Annotated in this window: 15 protein-coding genes and 1 riboswitch; of the genes, 13 read left to right on the top strand and 2 right to left on the bottom strand. The window is 55.8% G+C overall.

What is annotated here, in order from left to right:
• Positions 1 to 140 precede the first annotated feature (140 nt).
• The 4 genes from JJB07_RS11875 to JJB07_RS11860 all read left to right on the top strand — a co-directional run bounded on the left by JJB07_RS11875 (position 141) and on the right by JJB07_RS11860 (position 4,113).
• Positions 141 to 1,712: a DNA-binding protein gene (locus JJB07_RS11875; RefSeq protein WP_201635255.1), complete on the top strand. Its 1,572-nt coding sequence runs from the start codon at positions 141 to 143 to the stop codon at positions 1,710 to 1,712.
• Between the two features lie 123 nt (positions 1,713 to 1,835).
• Positions 1,836 to 2,537: an RNA polymerase sporulation sigma factor SigK gene (sigK, locus tag JJB07_RS11870; RefSeq protein WP_201635253.1), complete on the top strand. Its 702-nt coding sequence runs from the start codon at positions 1,836 to 1,838 to the stop codon at positions 2,535 to 2,537.
• Positions 2,538 to 2,651: 114 nt separating this feature from the next.
• Positions 2,652 to 3,380 carry a thioesterase II family protein gene (locus JJB07_RS11865; RefSeq protein ID WP_201635251.1) on the top strand — a complete coding sequence of 243 codons (729 nt, stop codon included), beginning with the start codon at positions 2,652 to 2,654 and terminating at the stop codon, positions 3,378 to 3,380.
• Between the two features lie 25 nt (positions 3,381 to 3,405).
• Entirely contained in the window at positions 3,406 to 4,113 is a 708-nt protein-coding gene (locus JJB07_RS11860) for a 4'-phosphopantetheinyl transferase family protein (protein WP_201635249.1), read from the top strand.
• 34 nt (positions 4,114 to 4,147) lie between these two features.
• Here the strand turns inward: JJB07_RS11860 and pdxR are convergent, their stop codons facing one another.
• Positions 4,148 to 5,590: a MocR-like pyridoxine biosynthesis transcription factor PdxR gene (pdxR, locus tag JJB07_RS11855; RefSeq protein ID WP_201635247.1), complete on the bottom strand. Its 1,443-nt coding sequence runs from the start codon at positions 5,588 to 5,590 to the stop codon at positions 4,148 to 4,150.
• A 123-nt stretch (positions 5,591 to 5,713) separates the two neighbouring features.
• On the opposite strand from pdxR, the gene JJB07_RS11850 reads away from it, so the two are divergent.
• A complete protein-coding gene (locus JJB07_RS11850) occupies positions 5,714 to 6,331 on the top strand; it encodes a pyridoxamine 5'-phosphate oxidase family protein (protein WP_201635574.1) in 618 nt (205 codons plus the stop codon).
• A gap of 77 nt (positions 6,332 to 6,408) precedes the next feature.
• Here the strand turns inward: JJB07_RS11850 and JJB07_RS11845 are convergent, their stop codons facing one another.
• Positions 6,409 to 6,573, bottom strand: coding sequence for a putative motility protein (locus JJB07_RS11845; protein ID WP_201635245.1), 165 nt, complete (start codon positions 6,571 to 6,573; stop codon positions 6,409 to 6,411).
• Between the two features lie 105 nt (positions 6,574 to 6,678).
• Here JJB07_RS11845 and JJB07_RS11840 point away from each other — a divergent pair, with 105 nt between their 5' ends.
• The 8 genes from JJB07_RS11840 to JJB07_RS11805 all read left to right on the top strand — a co-directional run bounded on the left by JJB07_RS11840 (position 6,679) and on the right by JJB07_RS11805 (position 16,938).
• Positions 6,679 to 7,485 carry a serine hydrolase gene (locus JJB07_RS11840; RefSeq protein WP_201635243.1) on the top strand — a complete coding sequence of 269 codons (807 nt, stop codon included), beginning with the start codon at positions 6,679 to 6,681 and terminating at the stop codon, positions 7,483 to 7,485.
• Between the two features lie 167 nt (positions 7,486 to 7,652).
• The gene (locus tag JJB07_RS11835; protein WP_201635241.1) at positions 7,653 to 8,690 is read left to right on the top strand and encodes a substrate-binding domain-containing protein; all 1,038 of its coding nucleotides are present in this window, start codon (positions 7,653 to 7,655) and stop codon (positions 8,688 to 8,690) included.
• A 62-nt stretch (positions 8,691 to 8,752) separates the two neighbouring features.
• Complete coding sequence (locus tag JJB07_RS11830; protein WP_201635239.1) at positions 8,753 to 10,261, top strand: sugar ABC transporter ATP-binding protein; 1,509 nt, start codon at positions 8,753 to 8,755, stop codon at positions 10,259 to 10,261.
• 3 nt (positions 10,262 to 10,264) lie between these two features.
• Positions 10,265 to 11,401: a sugar ABC transporter permease gene (locus JJB07_RS11825; RefSeq protein WP_201635237.1), complete on the top strand. Its 1,137-nt coding sequence runs from the start codon at positions 10,265 to 10,267 to the stop codon at positions 11,399 to 11,401.
• A 72-nt stretch (positions 11,402 to 11,473) separates the two neighbouring features.
• On the top strand, positions 11,474 to 14,341 hold the full coding sequence (locus JJB07_RS11820; protein ID WP_201635235.1) for a sigma-54-dependent transcriptional regulator: 2,868 nt from the start codon (positions 11,474 to 11,476) through the stop codon (positions 14,339 to 14,341).
• Positions 14,338 to 14,640 (top strand): PTS sugar transporter subunit IIB, encoded by a 303-nt coding sequence (locus JJB07_RS11815; protein ID WP_201635233.1) that lies wholly within the window; start codon positions 14,338 to 14,340, stop codon positions 14,638 to 14,640. The genes JJB07_RS11820 and JJB07_RS11815 overlap by 4 nt, the downstream gene beginning before the upstream one ends.
• Positions 14,641 to 14,644: 4 nt before the next feature.
• Entirely contained in the window at positions 14,645 to 15,985 is a 1,341-nt protein-coding gene (locus JJB07_RS11810) for a PTS sugar transporter subunit IIC (RefSeq protein ID WP_201635231.1), read from the top strand.
• 119 nt (positions 15,986 to 16,104) lie between these two features.
• A riboswitch (cyclic di-AMP (ydaO/yuaA leader) is annotated at positions 16,105 to 16,239 on the top strand.
• A 6-nt stretch (positions 16,240 to 16,245) separates the two neighbouring features.
• Positions 16,246 to 16,938 carry a C40 family peptidase gene (locus JJB07_RS11805; protein ID WP_201635229.1) on the top strand — a complete coding sequence of 231 codons (693 nt, stop codon included), beginning with the start codon at positions 16,246 to 16,248 and terminating at the stop codon, positions 16,936 to 16,938.
• Positions 16,939 to 16,988: the final 50 nt, after the last annotated feature.

The following is a 16,988-nucleotide window of genomic DNA, read 5'->3' as shown; positions in this document are numbered from 1 at the left end:
TTTATTTCGGGTAGAGAAAGAGTGTAAACAGGATTTGGAATAAATAAAAGATTTACAAATGCGAGATATTAGAATAAAATTGATCTAGTATTATGAAACAAGGAACACCAAATTAACAATTACTGGAGGTCATCCCGATCATGAGTTTTACTCGCAAAGCTCTGCAGGTAGCACTGGCTGTCACCCTCGCGTTGCCGCTCGGTCTTCCGCTCTTTGAACAGAAAGCAAACGCAGAAGGCCCGGCTGATCCGGCACCGGTCATCAACCCGGTTACGGCGAATGGCAAAAAAGTGCTGTTTGACAACACGCACGGCCAAACGGCCGGTGCGGCAGATTGGGTTATCGACGGCGGTTTCTCTGATTTCGGGAACGCGCTGGCAAACGCAGGGTTCTATGTAAAAGAACTGCGCAAGAGCACGACGCTCACTCTGTCTGACCTGCAAGGCTACGATTGCTTCGTGATTGGGGAGGCCAACATCCCCTACAAGACTTCTGAGCAACAAGCGATGATCGACTATGTGAAGGGCGGCGGTTCGATCTTCTTCATCGCCGACCACTACAACGCAGACCGCAACAAAAACCGTTGGGACGCATCCGAAGTCTTCAACGGCTACCGTCGCGGCGCATGGAGCAACCCGGCGCTTGGCATGAGCACCGAAGAAGCGAGTTCGGCGGCGATGTCCGGCGTGGCTTCCTCTGACTGGCTGGGCACCAACTTCGGCGTGCGCTTCCGCTACAACGCGCTCGGCGATATCACCGCGAACAACATCGTGTCGTCCTCGCAAGCGTTCGGCATCACCGCAGGTGTTTCCACCGTTGCGATGCATGCAGGTTCCACCCTCGCGGTCCTCGACCCGACCAAAGCAAAGGGAATCGTCTACCTCCCGACGACTTCGACTAAGTGGTCCTCTGCAGTTGACCAAGGCGTGTACAACGGCGGCGGCGTAGCAGAAGGTCCGTTCGCGGCAGTTGCGAAGCTTGGCGGCGGCAAAGCGGCGTTCATCGGCGACTCCTCTCCGGTAGAAGACGCAACTCCGAAATACAAGCGCGAAGAAAACGGCGCAACCAAGACCACCTATGACGGCTTCAAGGAGCAGAACGACTCCACGTTCCTCGTGAACACCGTGAAATGGCTGGCAACCAAGGAATCCTACACCGCGCTGAACCAAGTCGCAGGTTTGACCCTCGACTCGCCGACGACCCTGTATTCTTGGGAACAACCGGCAAACACCACCGAGCCGCAAGCAGAACCGTGGGCTGCTCCGGATGCAGGTTACAAATGGTATGATGCGAGCACGTTCAAAATCGGCTCCTATGGGTACGGCAGTGTCGTGAACCCGACTCCGTCCGGCCCGTGGTCGTTCGTCCACCAATCGACCCTGCCGAACCAATACAGCTTCAAGATCCGTGTCGTTGCAACCGGTTGGACTCCGGGTTCCACGCAATCGAACTTCAACCTCGGCGTCTACAACGGCTCCGGCACGCAAATCGCGAAAGTACAAAATGCAGACGGCACCTGGCCGACTGCATACGGCTACAGCTCGTACTTCTCGATGACCGCTGACAGCACCGGCACGGCGACCAAGGAAGTCACCGTTCAACTCAACCCGACCGCTACGGGATCTGCAAACCTGCGTCTGCGTCAAAGCTCGACCGCTACGTACACCGAAGCAGTCACCGTCGGCAACGTACCGGTAACTCCGCTTCCGTAAATTTTTGCGAAAAGCCCTGTATCCTGTGTTTGCACAGGAACAGGGCTTTTTTTGCCGTACAGGCGTAGTGCCCAAGCACTCCCACATAGAATGAAATCACACTACGTGGGAGGTGAACGACGGATGCCCGGATTTCTAACTGCGGTTGTGTTGTTGCTAAAGGAGATCACTCTGTTCGTCTCTTACATCAAAAACAACGCGTTTCCGCAACCTCTGTCGGAGGAGGATGAAGCAAAATATCTGCGGCTGATGGCGGATGGCGATGAACATGCGCGAAATGTGCTGGTGGAACACAACCTGCGCCTCGTCGCTCACATCGTCAAAAAGTTCGAGAATACGGGCGAAGACAGCGAAGATCTCATCTCGATTGGCACCATCGGGTTGATCAAAGCCATCGAGAGTTTCTCAGTCGGCAAAGGTACGAAACTCGCGACGTATGCGGCTCGATGTATAGAAAATGAGATCCTCATGCACTTGCGTTCGCTGAAAAAGACCCGCAAGGACGTTTCCCTTCATGATCCCATCGGGACGGACAAGGAAGGCAACGAGATCACCCTCATAGATGTCCTGGGAACCGAATCAGATGAGGTCTTGGACGAAGTGCAGTTGAAGTTGGAAAAACTCAAAATCTACAACCGCTTAAACCTCCTCGACGATCGCGAGCAAGAAGTCATCCGCGGCCGCTTCGGCTTGCCGGACGGGGAAGAGAAGACCCAACGCGAAATCGCCGAAGAACTCGGCATCTCCCGCTCTTACGTCTCGCGGATCGAGAAGCGCGCACTCACCAAGCTCTTGCACGAACTGCGACCCAAGCGCGAAGATTAGAAAAAGGCAACTGGCTCCCGCGGGAGACAGTTGCCCTTTTTTTTCGTGCGGTAGGAATTTCAATTCGTTTGTCGAAAAAGATACGTATAACTTATCGTCTCGGGGTGAAATTTAATGAACAAACTCTTTCGTCAATTAAAACCCAGTCTGAACGGCAAAACCCTGCTGTGTTTCCCGTTTGCGGGCGGGTATTCCGTCTCCTACCGCGCGTTGGCGAACGCGATCAAATCAAACTGGGGCATCATCGCGATCGAGCCGCCGGGTCACGGCACCAATCGCGACCCGCTGGTGCATGATTTAAAGTCTCTGGTCGACCTATACGAAGAACACCTGGATGACTACTTCAACTCTCCGTTTGCGCTGTTTGGGCACAGCATGGGCGGGACTGTCACGTATGAACTGTTGATGCGCTTGGAGAAGCGCGGGATTTTCCCCGAGGTAGCGTTCATCTCCGGGATGGTGCCGCCGCATATCGAACGCGGGAACCGCTCCAACCTCAACGACGAGGACTTCATCGCACTTCTGCGCTCTTATGGTGGACTGCCGGAGGAATTCCTGCGCGAACGGGAACTGCTCGACCTGTTCATGCCCGTTCTGCGCAATGACTTCTCCTCCATTGATCATTTCAGACATGACGAGTTGCGCGAACTGAAAACAAAAGTGCATTTCCTGAGCGGGGAGAAGGACCAAGTGGCTCTGCCAACCGTCATGGCCGAGTGGACCCGCTATGCCCCACGCTCGGAGTTTCACCGGTTCAGCGGCGGCCACATGTTCCCGATCAACCAAGCGGACGAAGTCGCGGCACTGATCAAACGCGTGCTGACCGACGCCTTCGTCTTTTAAGCAAGCGCGAAGGGAGGTCAATTCGATGCATCCGATCGAACAGACGAAGGTCTACTGGCTGCAGGTCCCCGCTACCCTCACGGTGCGCGACCTCGCCGACTCGCTTCACATCCTCACGGAGGAGGAGCGCAGCGTCTACAACCGCTTCAAAGTCGACCACAAGAAAATCGAATTTCTGCTGGGACGAGCCTTGCTCAAAACCCAAATCGGCGTTCGTCTGGGGCTCCCTCCGGCACACGTGCAGTTTGTAAAAAACGACTACGGCAAGCTGTTCCTCGCAAGCGGGAACCCGTCGTCGTTCCATTTCAACCTCACCCACTCGGAGCGTGTGATCGCCTGTGCGTTCGCTCCGGTACCGGTCGGGGTTGACGTGGAGTATACCGCCAACGACCATCTGAACGTCATGACGAGCGTGTTCACTCCGGTGGAGCAAGCCTACGTCCAAAACTCTGCACCGGACGTGCGATTGCAGGCGTTCTATCGCATTTGGACGCGCAAGGAAGCCTATGTCAAAGCAGTTGGCATGGGACTCTCCATCTCACCGGAAACGTTCAGCGTCCCCATTGAGGACATGGGAACCGGGGAGTGGGCGTACTTCACCTGTCTGCCCGTCGACCCATATGTTCTCTCACTCGCCGTGCCGGCAGGAAGTCACACACCGTCAGAATCTGTGCATCCGCAGCTCCGACAAATCGACACGTTCGAACTGCTGGGCTCGTTGCAATCGCTGTGAAAAAAGAGACCCGTTGCGTAGCGGGTCTCTTTTTTTATAACTGGGCCCACACTCTCTGCATGATCTCGACGCCCGTTACTAACTCTTCCTCTGTGAGACGTGGGAATCCTAAGCACACAGCCGGCGTTGCTTCGGGGTCGTCGTAGTACCCCGTTGCATCGGGGAATCGAACACCAGCCGCCAAGCAGGCATTGCGAAATTCTTGAAAGTTTTCGCGAGTTCCTTTCCACCGACCGAAGATATGCAAGCCGGCATCGCTCTCCGCCCAATCGAACAACTCCCCGAAAGTATCTGTCAGCGCATTCCACAGCACTTTGTGCTTGCGGGTGTATATCCGTTTCATCCTCCGCAGATGACGTTCGTACTGCCCGTTGTTCATGAAAGTGGCGAGGGCGTGTTGTTGGACCAGCGCCGTGGGTCTTGGCTCGTACAATTGCCGTGCTTTGCAGAACGGTTCGCGTAACCAAGACGGCAACACCACATAGCCGATCCGCAAGTCGGCGTACATCGTCTTGGAGAACGTACCGACGTAGACGACGCGCTCGTGGCGATCGAGCACTTTCAGCGGCTCGATCGGTCGTCCGCGACGACGAAACTCGCTGTCATAATCATCTTCCACGATCACGGCGTTGTGCTGAGTGGCCCAGCGCAAGATCTCTTGTCTCCGTTCCAGAGACAGCACCGCCCCGGTAGGAAATTGTCGCCCCGGCGTGACGAACAGCAGGCGGGAATCCCAGTCGCGGACGATGACGCCGTTTTCGTCCACCGGGCTTGCCTCTGCAACACCACCGACTGCCAAGATCGCTTCTCGAATGCCGCCATACGTCGGGTCTTCCATCACCACCGAGTCGCCGGGGTTGATCAACAGGTGAGCCACGAGGGCGATGGCTTGCGACGAGCCGTTGACGATCACGACGTCCTCCGGTTGCACGGTCATCCCGCGTGATTTGCGCAAGTCGCGGGCGATGGCTTCGCGCAGAGGACGGTATCCCTGTGGTTCGTACTTGGGCTCGCCTTCAATTTCGGTGATCTCGCGGATCGAAGCATACAGCGCACGGTTCCACTCGGCAAACGGGAACGCATCAGCCAGCGGTTGCCCAATGGTATAGTCGTAGGGGTAGGAAGCAGCGGGGACGCCGTCGCGAAGCCGCAGCCCCATGATGCGCTGGCCCCAGTCGGAGAGCAGGATGGGCGGGCGTTCCTGCTCTTCGCTCTCTGCCCTGTCGATCTGGTAAGACACAAATGTCCCGCGCCCGATCTCTGCAGCCAGATAGCCTTCTGCTGTCAGCATCTCGTACACCTGCGAGACCACACCGCGTGAAATTTCGTAGAGCTCCGCTAACTCTCGGCTCGACGGAACTTGCGTGCTGTAGGGCAACACTCCTGCGAGGATGGCATCGCGCAAGGCATGGTAGAGCGCCAGATACTTGTATCGATACTTCTCGACATACAGATACCAAGAAATTTGAAATTGCATGAGTTCATCGCTCCTGAATTGGTCTATAAAAAGTACTCTAAAGTGGTTCTTTTTTCTGGTCAACCCCTCAAGTATGCTGAAAGCACAGAGAATTTGTGGAGGGGAACACCAGACATGACACAGATGAGACGCAAGGAATTTACGATCAGCGAGCAAGCGGAGATTCAAGAATTTTTGCAGGAAGTAAGTTACGGGCATCTCGGCCTGATCGGAGAGGATGGTTGGCCGCACATCGTGGCGTTGAACTTCGTGTATCACGAAGGGCATTTTTACTTCCACGGGAGCAAGATCGGGGAGAAGATTCGCCTCTTGAACAGCGACCCGCGTGTGACGTTCAACGTGACCAAGGAATACTCGATCATCCCGTCCTACTTCAGCGACCCGACGTTGGCGTGCCCGGCTACGGCGTTTTTCAAATCGGTGTTGGCGCGGGGACATGCAGTGATCGTGGAGGACTTGGAGGAGAAAGCCCGTGCGTTCACGGCGTTCATGCAGAAGCTGCAACCGGAGGGCGGGTACGACCCGATTGACCCCGCCAACGACGAATACCGCAAGAATTTGAACGGCGTCGCCCTGATCCGTCTCGACGTCGAGGACCTCACCGCCAAATTCAAGTTCGGGCAAAACCTCACCGAACCCCGCCGAGAAAGCCTGATCGACAAACTTAACGACCGAAATCAAAACCTCGATGCCCAAACCATCGAACTCATGAAAAAATACTGCCCGGCGCACAAGGAGTAAATCCCTGCCCAGCACGAAAAAGCCTGTGTTCTCCTCGGAGAACACAGGCTTTTTCTGCAGGCTAGGAAATGTGTGTATTAGATCGAGATGTCCAGACTTTGCCCCAGATTCGGGTCGAGTGACTGATTCAAGTTGTTGACGAGTTCTTGCGAGATTTGTTGCATCGCTTGGTTCTGACCGGCGGAGAGAGCTTGTTTCAACGCCCACATATCAACTGCTTGTCCAACGTTGCTCACGTTCATTTTCAAATGCACCTCCTCTTTTCAGTATAAAGGAAGGGACTTCCACCTGTCATGTCGTAAAAAGCCAGTACCCAGAAGAACACACCCATCCGAGGAGGACATACGATGCTCAATGCTCTGTCCCAACAACTCACCGAACGCCTTGAAGCGGCAAGCGAAACTTTCGGCGTTTCGATCCATCATTTCCAATCGCAAGAATCTTTCCACTACAACGCCGACGAGGTCTTTTTCGCCGCCTCGATCATTAAAGTCCCGATCATGGCCGCCGTGTTCGACCAAGCATCCAAAGGACAGCTCACCATGTCGGAAACGATGACGCTTCGCTTGGAAGACAAAGTCACAGGCTCCGGCATCCTCTACTACCTGAGCCCCGGTTTGCAGATCACAATCTGGGACCTCGTCGTCCTCATGATCATCGAGAGCGACAACACCGCTACCAATATGCTAATGGATCGCATCGGAACTCCAACCATCCAAGCCTGCATGAAAGAGTGGGGGATGGAGAACACCCGCATCTACAACAAGCTCTCCGTCGTTCCCGCCAACCTCCAACACGTCAATACGATCACCCCGCGTGAGATGACCGACTTCATGATCAAACTGGCACAGAGCGAGATCGTCTCCTGGAAAGCCTGCCGAGAAATGATCGGAATCCTCAAACAGCAAAAATTCAACGACGGCATCCCCAGCCTCCTCCCGACCCGCGATGAGCAAGTCGGAGAGATACCCACCTACGAGATGGCGCACAAAACCGGCTGGGTTTCCAAAAACGAACACGACAGCGGACTGCTTTATTTCCCAGGGCATACGTTTGCGATCTCCGTTTTCACCGGCGACGTCACCGACCATGCCGCCACCAGGCGTGTGATGGGCGAGATTGGATTGCTGCTTTACAACGCACTTTTCAAGTAATCATTTGAAAGCAAGACACACGTCCGCGCGATGTGTGTCTTTTCTTTTTTCTTCCCCTGGTTTGTGAAGGTTTTGCGAACGACACACAAAACTTGGCACGCAACTTGCAACTCTTTATCCGGTGAAAAGGCTTTCATTTTGGAATTTCTAAGGAGGAACAACTAGGCATGAAAAAAATCGCAACTCTCATGCTGTCGATCTTGATGGTCTTCGCGCTGGTACTCGCCGGCTGCGGGAGCAAAGACAGCACCACGGCATCGACCGACAGCAACGGCAAGAAAAAAATCCGCATCGGCGTCTCGGTCGCAACTTCTCAAGAAGCGGTCTACAAGTTTATGGAGCAAGCGATGCGCGACAACACCGAAAAAGACGGTGTCGAACTCGAATGGGTTTCCGCAAACAACGACGCCAACAAGCAAATGGGAGACGTCGAAAACCTGATCGCCAAAAAAGTAGACGTCATCATCCTGCATGCCGTGAACACCGGCACAGCGAAAAACATCGTCAAAAAGGCAGAAGCTGCAAAAATCCCGGTCGTCGCGATGGACCGCCTTCCGGATAACGCCAAAGTAACCGCTTACGTAACGGCCGACTCGTTCAAAGTCGGTCAAACGCAAGCTGAATACGTTCTCAAGCAACTCAACAACAAAGGCAATGTCGTCATCCTCGAAGGCGAAGCGGGCAACTCGGTCGCAAAGCAAATCACCGATGGGAACAAAGACGTCATCGCGAAGAACCCGGATGTGAAAATCATCGCCGACCAACCGCACCAAGGTTGGGCGCGTGACAAAGCGATGGCAACCGTCGAAAACCTGATTGCCAAGGGCGAACACATCGACGCCGTCCTCGCCAACAACTCCGGCATGGCGATGGGCGCTGTCCAAGCGCTGAAAGCGAAAGGCCTGATCGACAAAACGGTCGTCATCGGCTCGGACGCGGACAAAGACGCTTCGACCTCGATCTTCCACAACGAGTTGCGTGCAGACATCGACAAGAAACCGTATGACCTCGGCCTTGGCGCGTACAAAATCGCCGTCGCAACCGCGAAGGGCGAAAAATGGCAAGACACCGTCAAGGACCTCGGCACCGTTTCCAGCACCGACAACGGCGAAGGAGGCAAAGTAGACGTTCTGCTCACTCCGATTAAGCTGATCAACAAAGACAACGTCAAAGACATGGAACAACGTTGGGGCAAACTCGAGTAGGGAGTCCACACCCAGATGGAGTGGCCCGCGCGGCCACTCCCTTTTTTACAGGAGGTGAGAGTATGATCAAGTTGGAAATGAAAGGCATCCTCAAGGAATTCCCCGGCGTCCGCGCTTTGAACGACGTGACATTCACGGCGAACAAAGGCGAAGTGCTGGCTTTGCTCGGAGAGAACGGGGCAGGGAAATCGACCTTGATGAAAATTCTCTCGGGCGTTTATCCGTATGGCACGTACGAAGGCGACATCCTCGTCGACGGCAAGGTCTGCCAATTTGCCAACACCCGCGCGGCGGAACACGCCGGAATCGCGATCATCCACCAAGAATTAAACTTGATTCCCGGCCTCTCGATTGCAGAGAACGTGTTTCTCGGACGGGAGCCCAAGAAGTTTGGAACTGTGGATTGGAAGCGGATGCATCGTGAAACCCAAGCTCTGCTGAACCGCCTGCGCCTGCCGTTTCGCCCGACCGATCTCGTGATGACTCTCTCGGTTGGGCAACAGCAGATGATCGAAATTGCCAAAGCGATTTCCATCCAAGCCCAGATCCTCGTCCTCGATGAACCGACCTCCGCCTTGACCGATTCGGAAGTGGAGAAACTGTTCGACGTTATCCGCGAGTTGCGGGCCGAGGGAGTCACGATGATCTACATTTCGCACAAAATGGACGAAATCGAAACCATTTGTGACTCGATCACCGTCCTGCGAGACGGCACGTCTGTCGGTTCTGCGGCGACGAGAGACGTCACCCGCAATGAGTTGATCGCCATGATGGTCGGCCGCGACATCTCGCAGATGTTTCCGAAAGTCGTCTCCGAACCTGGCGAAGTCCTCCTCGCGATCAAGGACTATTCGGTGAAAAAGTCCACAGACGGCTTTCTGTTACACAACGTCAACCTCGATGTTCGCGCTGGAGAAGTAGTTGGGCTCGCAGGATTGATGGGAGCGGGACGCACGGAATTGGTCATGTCGTTGTTCGGGGCTCTGGGGTTGAAGGCAGAAGGAATCGTTGAAGTCGGAGGTCGTGCCGTGAACATCCAAACTCCGCGCGACGCCATTCAAGCCGGGCTCGCACTGGTCACGGAAGACCGCAAGGAATCCGGGCTGGTGCTGTCGCTCAGCGTGCGAGAGAATACCTCGCTCGTCTCGCTGCGCTCTCTATCCTCACGACTTGGCATCCTCGATCACAAGCAAGAGAGTGTCTTGGCACAGCGATATATCGAAGAACTGCGCACCAAAACACCGTCCGCCGAAGTGAACGTCAACAACCTCTCAGGCGGGAATCAGCAGAAAGTCGTGCTCGCCAAGTGGTTGGCGACCAATCCGAAAGTCCTGATCCTCGACGAGCCGACTCGCGGCATCGATGTGGGGGCGAAAGTCGAAATCTACCAACTGATCAATCAACTGACGGCGGCAGGTCACGCAGTGATCATGATCTCGTCGGAACTGCCGGAAGTGCTCGGCATGAGCGATCGAATTTTCGTCATGTCGGAAGGGCGGATCGCAGGAGAGCTCTCCCGCGCCGACGCCACGCAAGAAAGCATTATGAAACTGGCAACCAAGGGGGCATAACTCATGAAAACCGAAGCCGGTCTCCAAGTCGAGCCCCTTCGCGGCGGTCTGAACGGCCGCCAATTGCTCAACCGTTACTCCACACTGATTGCGCTTGCTGTCCTCTTCATCATCGCGAATTTCGTCTCGGAATTTTTCGTTCAACCGCAGAACTTGACCAATATCACGTTGCAGATCGCCGTCAACGGCATCCTCGCAGTCGGGATGACGATGGTCATCTTGACCGGCGGGATCGACCTCGGCGTCGGCTCTGTCGTGGGACTGACGGGGGTCATCCTCGGCATGACCCAAGGCTATGGCGTCGTGCCTGCCATCTTGGCGACGCTGGTCTGTGGCGTGCTCATCGGTCTCTGGAACGCGCTGTTTATCGCCCGTTTCAACATCCCGCCGTTCATCGCCACGCTTGGGATGATGACGATTGCTCGCGGCTTTGCTCTGTATCTCTCAAACGGTGCTGCCGTCGCGCTCGATGAAAACAAGTTCTACGAGCAATTGGGCACGGGATTCCTGCCGATTCACATCTCGGCGGTTGTGCTCGGAGTTTTGTTCCTGTTCGTTGCGTTCATCGGCTTCAAGTCGATGCGTCAGAAGTCTTTTTCGGTGGATTCGGTTATCGCGTTCGTGCTGTCGCTCGCCGGGATCGGCCTGTTTGCTTGGATGTATTTGAGCTACCAAGGCATTCCGTACCTCGTCCTCGTCTTTGCCGTCATCGCGCTTTGGGGCATTTGGGTTCTGACGCAGACGACGTTCGGTCGCTATCTGTACGCAATCGGCGGCAATGCCAAAGCGGCCTACCTCTCGGGAGTCAGCGTCAAGAAAAACCTCGCCAAAGTCTATGTTTCATCTGCGGTTCTGGCTTCCATCGCCGGGATTATCATGACCACTCGTGTCGGTTCGGCCGACCCGAACGGCGGGAACTCGTTTGAACTCGATGCTGTCGCAGCTGCGGTCATCGGCGGAACTTCGCTTGCGGGCGGCTACGGCACAATCGGCGGTGCGATGATCGGCGCGTTCATCATCGGGATCTTGAACAACATCTTGATCCTCGCCAACGTCAACCCGTACTTCCAATTTATCTTCAAAGGATTGATCATCATCGCCGCCGTGTTGCTCGATATGAAAAACAAGCAACAAAAATAACTCTCAACAAGCCCAATGGTTCGTTTTTTATGATATTATTAACGAATAAAATTCAACCAAAGGGAGATGTCAATGAAGCGTCAGGAACGAGTCGACCTCTTGCTCTACAATTGGACAACCGAACAATTCGACCTCGACGCAGTCGGTCCCGCTCACACCCAAGGATTGACAGCAGAAGTGACCGGGGAACAGCTTGGCATCGACCGTAGCAACGCCTCCCGGGATTTGAACGGGCTTGTCTCGCAGAAAAAAGCGATCAAGATCGGTGGGAAACCGGTCTTGTTTTTTTCCTATTCAGGATTGATCGAACGTTTGGGCGAAGGCGCACGCGGGCAACTGGCGCATGAGTACGGCTCGTGGCTCAGTTTTGCTGACATCGTCAGCCGCATGCGCCGTGCCGTTTCGAGAAACGCCGGGCAGACGTTGGTCAACCGTCGCTCGGCGTTTGATTCGTTACAGGGACGGGACGGCTCTCTGAAAAAGCCGATCGAGCTCGCCAAAGCGGCGATCCTCTACCCGCCGGACGGATTGCACACATTGTTGACGGGACCGACGGGTGTTGGCAAGACGCTTTTTGCTGATTGTATGTTTCGGTTTGCGGTGGAGACGGAGCGTTTCCCGGATGGGGCGCCGTTCATCGCCTTCAACTGCGCCGACTACGCGAACAACCCGCAACTCCTGCTCGCCCAACTCTTCGGTGTGGAAAAAGGGGCGTATACGGGCGCGGATCGTGACCGCCCCGGACTGGTCGAGAAAGCGGACGGCGGTGTGTTGTTCCTCGACGAGGTTCATCGACTTCCGCCGGAGGGGCAAGAGATGCTGTTCACTCTGCTGGATCGGGGGATGTTTCGCCGACTCGGAGAAGCGGACACGACGCGCAAAGCGAAGATTCGCTTGGTCGCCGCGACGACGGAGGATGTGCAGTCCTCCCTCTTGATCACGTTCATTCGTCGCATTCCGATGTGGATTGGGATTCCTTCGCTTGAGGAACGGACGCTTGAGGAGCGGTTTGCCTTGATTCACTTCCTGTTTCAAGAGGAGAGTGCGCGAGTGCAACGTCCGTTCTGGATTGCGTCAGATGTGCTGAAAGCGCTGCTTTTGTTCGACTGTCCCGCCAACGTCGGGCAACTCAAGAGCGAGATTCAATTGATCTGTGCGCGGGCGTTTCTCGCCCAGATGCAGGAAGAGAACACCAACTTGCTTAAAGTTTCGTTGGGCAACACATCCGACCATGTGTACCGTGGTTTGTTGAAAGCTTCGGAACGGCGACAAGATCTCGATCGGCTCCTGCAAAACGTCCCCAAGGGCTTGTTGCTCCACGGAACCGAGGGAGAGGGTCCACAACCGGATCACGATGGGGAAAGCGTATACGAGATGTTGGAACAACAAGCGGTCGAACTGCGTCGGCGCGGGCTGAACGAGGACGAGCTCAACCGCGTGCTGTCCGGTGAGATCGACGTGTATTTTCGTCGTTTCCTCCAACGGGTGTCGCGACAGTTCGAATCGCGCCGTCATGACTTGGCGGTCATGGTAGGCGAGGAATTCCTGCAAGTGGTCGAGGAGATGTTCGATCTCGCTTCTCTTCATATGGAGCGTGTGTTTTCGTCACAGACCGTTTTTGGCGCCGCTTTGCACTTGCGAGCGGCGGTTGATCGGTTGGGAGCAGGAGCACCCTTGCAGAGCCCGGGGCTAGCGAATTTGCATGTGGAAGCGCCGGATGAGTACCGGGCGGCGGGGGAGATGGTGGACTTTTTTGCAGAACGGACGGGAATTCGACTGCCGGAGAGTGAAGTCGGTTTCGTCGCGACTTTGCTGGCGTCCGCCGTGGAGACCCCGCAGTTTGCTCGCATCGGCGTCATCGTGGTCGCTCATGGTGCGTCGACGGCATCGTCCTTGTTGGAGACGGCTCAGCAATTGCTCGGCACCGGGCACGGCGTTGCGTACAACGTCCCGTTGGAGATGCCGACACCTGAAGTGACGGAGAGTTTGACGCAGTTGGCTCTGCAAGTGGATGAAGGCAAGGGTGTGTTGCTGTTGGTCGACATGGGCGATCTGCTCGGCGTCGGCGATTGGATTCAGGCGAACACCGATCTTGCTGTGCGAACGGTGCCGGGCGTGACGACCCGATTGGTGATGGATGCTGTCCGTCGGGCGGCGTTTGCACCGGGTACGACGCTTGAATCGTTGCAAAACGGATTGGTGCAGCGCGCGCTTGGGGATGTCACGACTCGCGAGGAGGAGCACAGCGTTCGTCGAGGTGTTCTCCCGGTCGTTTGTGTCACAGGTCAAGGATCGGCGATGCAGTTGAAAGCGATCTTGGAAGAGCGCTTGGTGTTGCCGGAGGATTACGAACTCCAAATCGTGCCGATCTCGATCACTTCTTTAGAAGAAACACCGGAGCGGATGCGTAAACTGGTCGGCGACGGCCCGTTGCTCGCAGTGGCGGGGACCTTGAACCCGAACTTGGAGGGAGTCCCGTTCGTCTCGGCGCAGGAGATTCTCACCGGCGTGGGCCTGCGCCGCATCTCGCATCTGATCGGGTCGACGTTGCAATGGAGAATTGGAGAAGAGCCGCAGACGCCGGTGTGGGAAGCGTTGATTGAGACGTTGCGCCGCACCGTGCGCCGGGTCAATCCGTACTTCCTCGTGCCGGAGATTGTGAAAGCACTCGAAGAACTTGCCCAGATCTGGGGGCGCGAGATCGATGTCGATTTGCAAATTGGCGTGACGATGCATCTCGTCATGGCGATTGAACACCGCATGCAACGCGGCGTATGGCCGACCGAAGAACGGGGCGAACTGCCGCCGCCGATTCAAGGGGGCGATCAGATTCTGCACGCGTTGCAGAGCGTGACCGATGCATTAGGAATTGAAGTTCCGGCTTGTGAGTTGGGACATCTCTGGAGATTGTTGGCGCAAGGGGAGGTAGTACGTGGATGAACAGCATCGTGTTGGTTTGCTCCTTTGGCCTGTCCACGTCGCTTCTGGTGAACTCGATGGAGACGGCCGCCAAGGAAGCGGGTGTACAAGCGCAGATTCGGGCGATTGGCAGCAATGAAGTCCAGGATCACGTGGAGGAGGCGGATGTGTTCTTGATTGCGCCGCAAGTGCGCTATTTGATGAACTCGATCGCCGCTCACGGTCGCCCGGCCGGCGTGATTGAGGGCCGGACCTACGCGCTCGCCGATGGTGCTGGGGCGTTGCGTCAAGCGCTTGCCTTGATGGAGCAGGGAGTCTGACCTCATGAACAAACTCCTGCTTTTCATGGAACGCACGATTTTGCCCGTGACTGCACGGGTCGTGGAGAACCGCTATATGCAGGCGATCCGCAATGCTTTTATTGGAAGCGCGTTGCCGATGATCATCGTCGGCTCGATTTTCTTGATCTTTGCCATTCCTCCACTGCCCGAAGGCATTCAGGACGGCGTGCTGGGGGCAATCAATGCGTGGTTGACCGACGCTCGACCGATGCTGATGGTTCCGTTTCAGCTCACATTCGGTCTCATTGCGTTCTGGGTCTGCTACGGGGTTGCCGAAAGTCTCGCCAAGCACTACAAGATCGACGGCGGGCGAGTGGGGTTGATGGCGATGGCGACACTGTTGGTGTTCTGCCTGCCGGTGGGCGTTCGACAGGAGGGGCATCTCATCGGATTGCACGCGATCCGGCTCGATCAATTTCTCGACAATCTCGGCGCGGTGGGGCTGTTTGTGTCGATGCTGACCGGCATCGGTGTCGCAGAACTCAATCGCTTTCTGCTCCGGCGCGGATTGATCCTCAAGATGCCGCCCGCCGTCCCGCCGAACGTCTCAAAGTCGTTTGAGATGATGATTCCTGCCTTTCTCGCGGTGGGAGGTGCGTTTCTGCTGGAATGGTGGGTGACGACAACGTTTTCGCCGCACCCGCTCGACCCGGCAACGGCCTTGACCTTGCCGCAGGTCGTCATGGCGAAACTGAGCTTCCTCGTGCAAGCCTCAGATACGTTGCCTTCCGCGATCTTGCAGATTTGGCTGATGATGTTGCTCTGGGCGGTCGGAATCCACGGGATGAACGTCGTTTCTTCGGTCGCCTACCCGCTTTGGCAGACCAACCTCAGTGAGAACATCCAAGCGCTGGGAGCAGGGGAGCCGGCGACACACATCGTGTCGGAGCCGTTTTTTCATATGTATGCGCACTTGGGCGGTTCGGGGGCGACGCTTCCGTTGGTGTTCTTTCTGTTACGATCGAAAGTCCAGCAGTTGAAACAGGTCGGGCGAGTGGCGCTGGTGCCGGGGCTGTTCAACATCAACGAGCCTGTCGTGTTCGGCGTACCGATTGCGTTAAACCCCATCCTCGTCCTGCCGCTCTTGTTGGCTCCCACGGTGATCGTGACGGTGAACTTCCTCGCGATGCACACCGGGCTCGTCCCTGTGCCGACCGTACAACCGCCGCTGACGATGCCGGTGTTTCTCGGAGGCTTTCTCGCGGACGGTTCGTGGCGGGGAGCTGTGTTGCAAGGTGTGGACCTCGTGATCGCAGGGCTGATCTACTATCCGTTCTTCAAACTCTATGAAAAAAAGATCTCTCACTTCGCGGACGGCGAATGAGAGACCGTTTTTATTTTGAAATCGCTTTCATTCTTGATCTTTCACTTGTCGAAATTATTTTCTGCCTAGAATCTCTCATTTCGTTGATTTCTGACAATTTGTATGGTAGACTTTCATCATGTCGAAATTGGCCGAATCTGGTAAGCAAACCAGTACGGGGGACTTATTTTCATGGGGTGAACCGCCTGCGGGCGGAAGGGTTACTCTCGACCCGAACCCGTCAACTAACCTCGGAGGCCGCTTGGGGAGGAAATTTCATTTTGAAGCGTATTGTACAAGCTTTGTTTGTTGCTGCCCTCGTCTTTGTTGCGCCGTCTCTGTCTACTGTGCAAGCACATGCAGCTGTTCCGTACGGACAGACCCTCATCACCATTGGATCGACCGGCAATGATGTTACTCAAGTGCAGGCGGACCTCCGACTGCTCGGCTACTTTACATACCCGGAGAACACCGGCTACTACGGTGAGATCACCGCAGACGCCGTTCGCGCGTTCCAACGCGACCACGGAATCGAAGTCAACGGCAAAGTGGGCACGGAAACCGGCCCGGCGATTCAAGCAGCTGCGTCGAAACTCCGCGCTGCGAAAGGCACGACCACAGCAGATCAAGTCATCGACACGGCTGAGAAGTACCTCGGCACCCCGTATGCATGGGGCGGGCGCACTCCGTCCGGCTTTGATTGCTCCGGCTTCGTCGGCTATGTTCTGTCACAGTACGACGTCTCCGCACCGCGCACGGCAGCTGACATGTACGCAAGCGGCTCCGGCGTTGACTCGCTCAAAGCGGGCGATCTCGTGTTCTTCACCACCTACGGCGCTGGTGCGACCCATGTGGGTCTCTACATCGGCAACGACCAGTTCATCTCCGCGACGTCTTCGCACGGTGTGAAGATCGACTCTCTCCACGACAGCTATTGGGGCCCGCGTTACATCGGAGCTCGTTCCTATCTATAAGCGTTTAGAACCGACCGGATCCGAAACGGTCGGTTTTTTTATCGATAAGG

Origin of the sequence: Tumebacillus amylolyticus (assembly GCF_016722965.1) — a bacterium.
In the GTDB taxonomy this organism is placed as follows: domain Bacteria; phylum Bacillota; class Bacilli; order Tumebacillales; family Tumebacillaceae; genus Tumebacillus; species Tumebacillus amylolyticus.
The sequence above is the reverse complement of the archived record's forward strand: the minus strand, read 5'-3'. Positions and strand labels throughout refer to the sequence as shown.

Coding starts and splice junctions, on each gene's coding strand:
- JJB07_RS11875 (WP_201635255.1), top strand. CDS start 141: ATGAGTTTTACTCGCAAAGCTCTGCAGGTAGCACTGGCTGTCACCCTC.
- sigK (WP_201635253.1), top strand. CDS start 1,836: ATGCCCGGATTTCTAACTGCGGTTGTGTTGTTGCTAAAGGAGATCACT.
- JJB07_RS11865 (WP_201635251.1), top strand. CDS start 2,652: ATGAACAAACTCTTTCGTCAATTAAAACCCAGTCTGAACGGCAAAACC.
- JJB07_RS11860 (WP_201635249.1), top strand. CDS start 3,406: ATGCATCCGATCGAACAGACGAAGGTCTACTGGCTGCAGGTCCCCGCT.
- pdxR (WP_201635247.1), bottom strand. CDS start 5,590: ATGCAATTTCAAATTTCTTGGTATCTGTATGTCGAGAAGTATCGATAC.
- JJB07_RS11850 (WP_201635574.1), top strand. CDS start 5,714: ATGAGACGCAAGGAATTTACGATCAGCGAGCAAGCGGAGATTCAAGAA.
- JJB07_RS11845 (WP_201635245.1), bottom strand. CDS start 6,573: ATGAACGTGAGCAACGTTGGACAAGCAGTTGATATGTGGGCGTTGAAA.
- JJB07_RS11840 (WP_201635243.1), top strand. CDS start 6,679: ATGCTCAATGCTCTGTCCCAACAACTCACCGAACGCCTTGAAGCGGCA.
- JJB07_RS11835 (WP_201635241.1), top strand. CDS start 7,653: ATGAAAAAAATCGCAACTCTCATGCTGTCGATCTTGATGGTCTTCGCG.
- JJB07_RS11830 (WP_201635239.1), top strand. CDS start 8,753: ATGATCAAGTTGGAAATGAAAGGCATCCTCAAGGAATTCCCCGGCGTC.
- JJB07_RS11825 (WP_201635237.1), top strand. CDS start 10,265: ATGAAAACCGAAGCCGGTCTCCAAGTCGAGCCCCTTCGCGGCGGTCTG.
- JJB07_RS11820 (WP_201635235.1), top strand. CDS start 11,474: ATGAAGCGTCAGGAACGAGTCGACCTCTTGCTCTACAATTGGACAACC.
- JJB07_RS11815 (WP_201635233.1), top strand. CDS start 14,338: ATGAACAGCATCGTGTTGGTTTGCTCCTTTGGCCTGTCCACGTCGCTT.
- JJB07_RS11810 (WP_201635231.1), top strand. CDS start 14,645: ATGAACAAACTCCTGCTTTTCATGGAACGCACGATTTTGCCCGTGACT.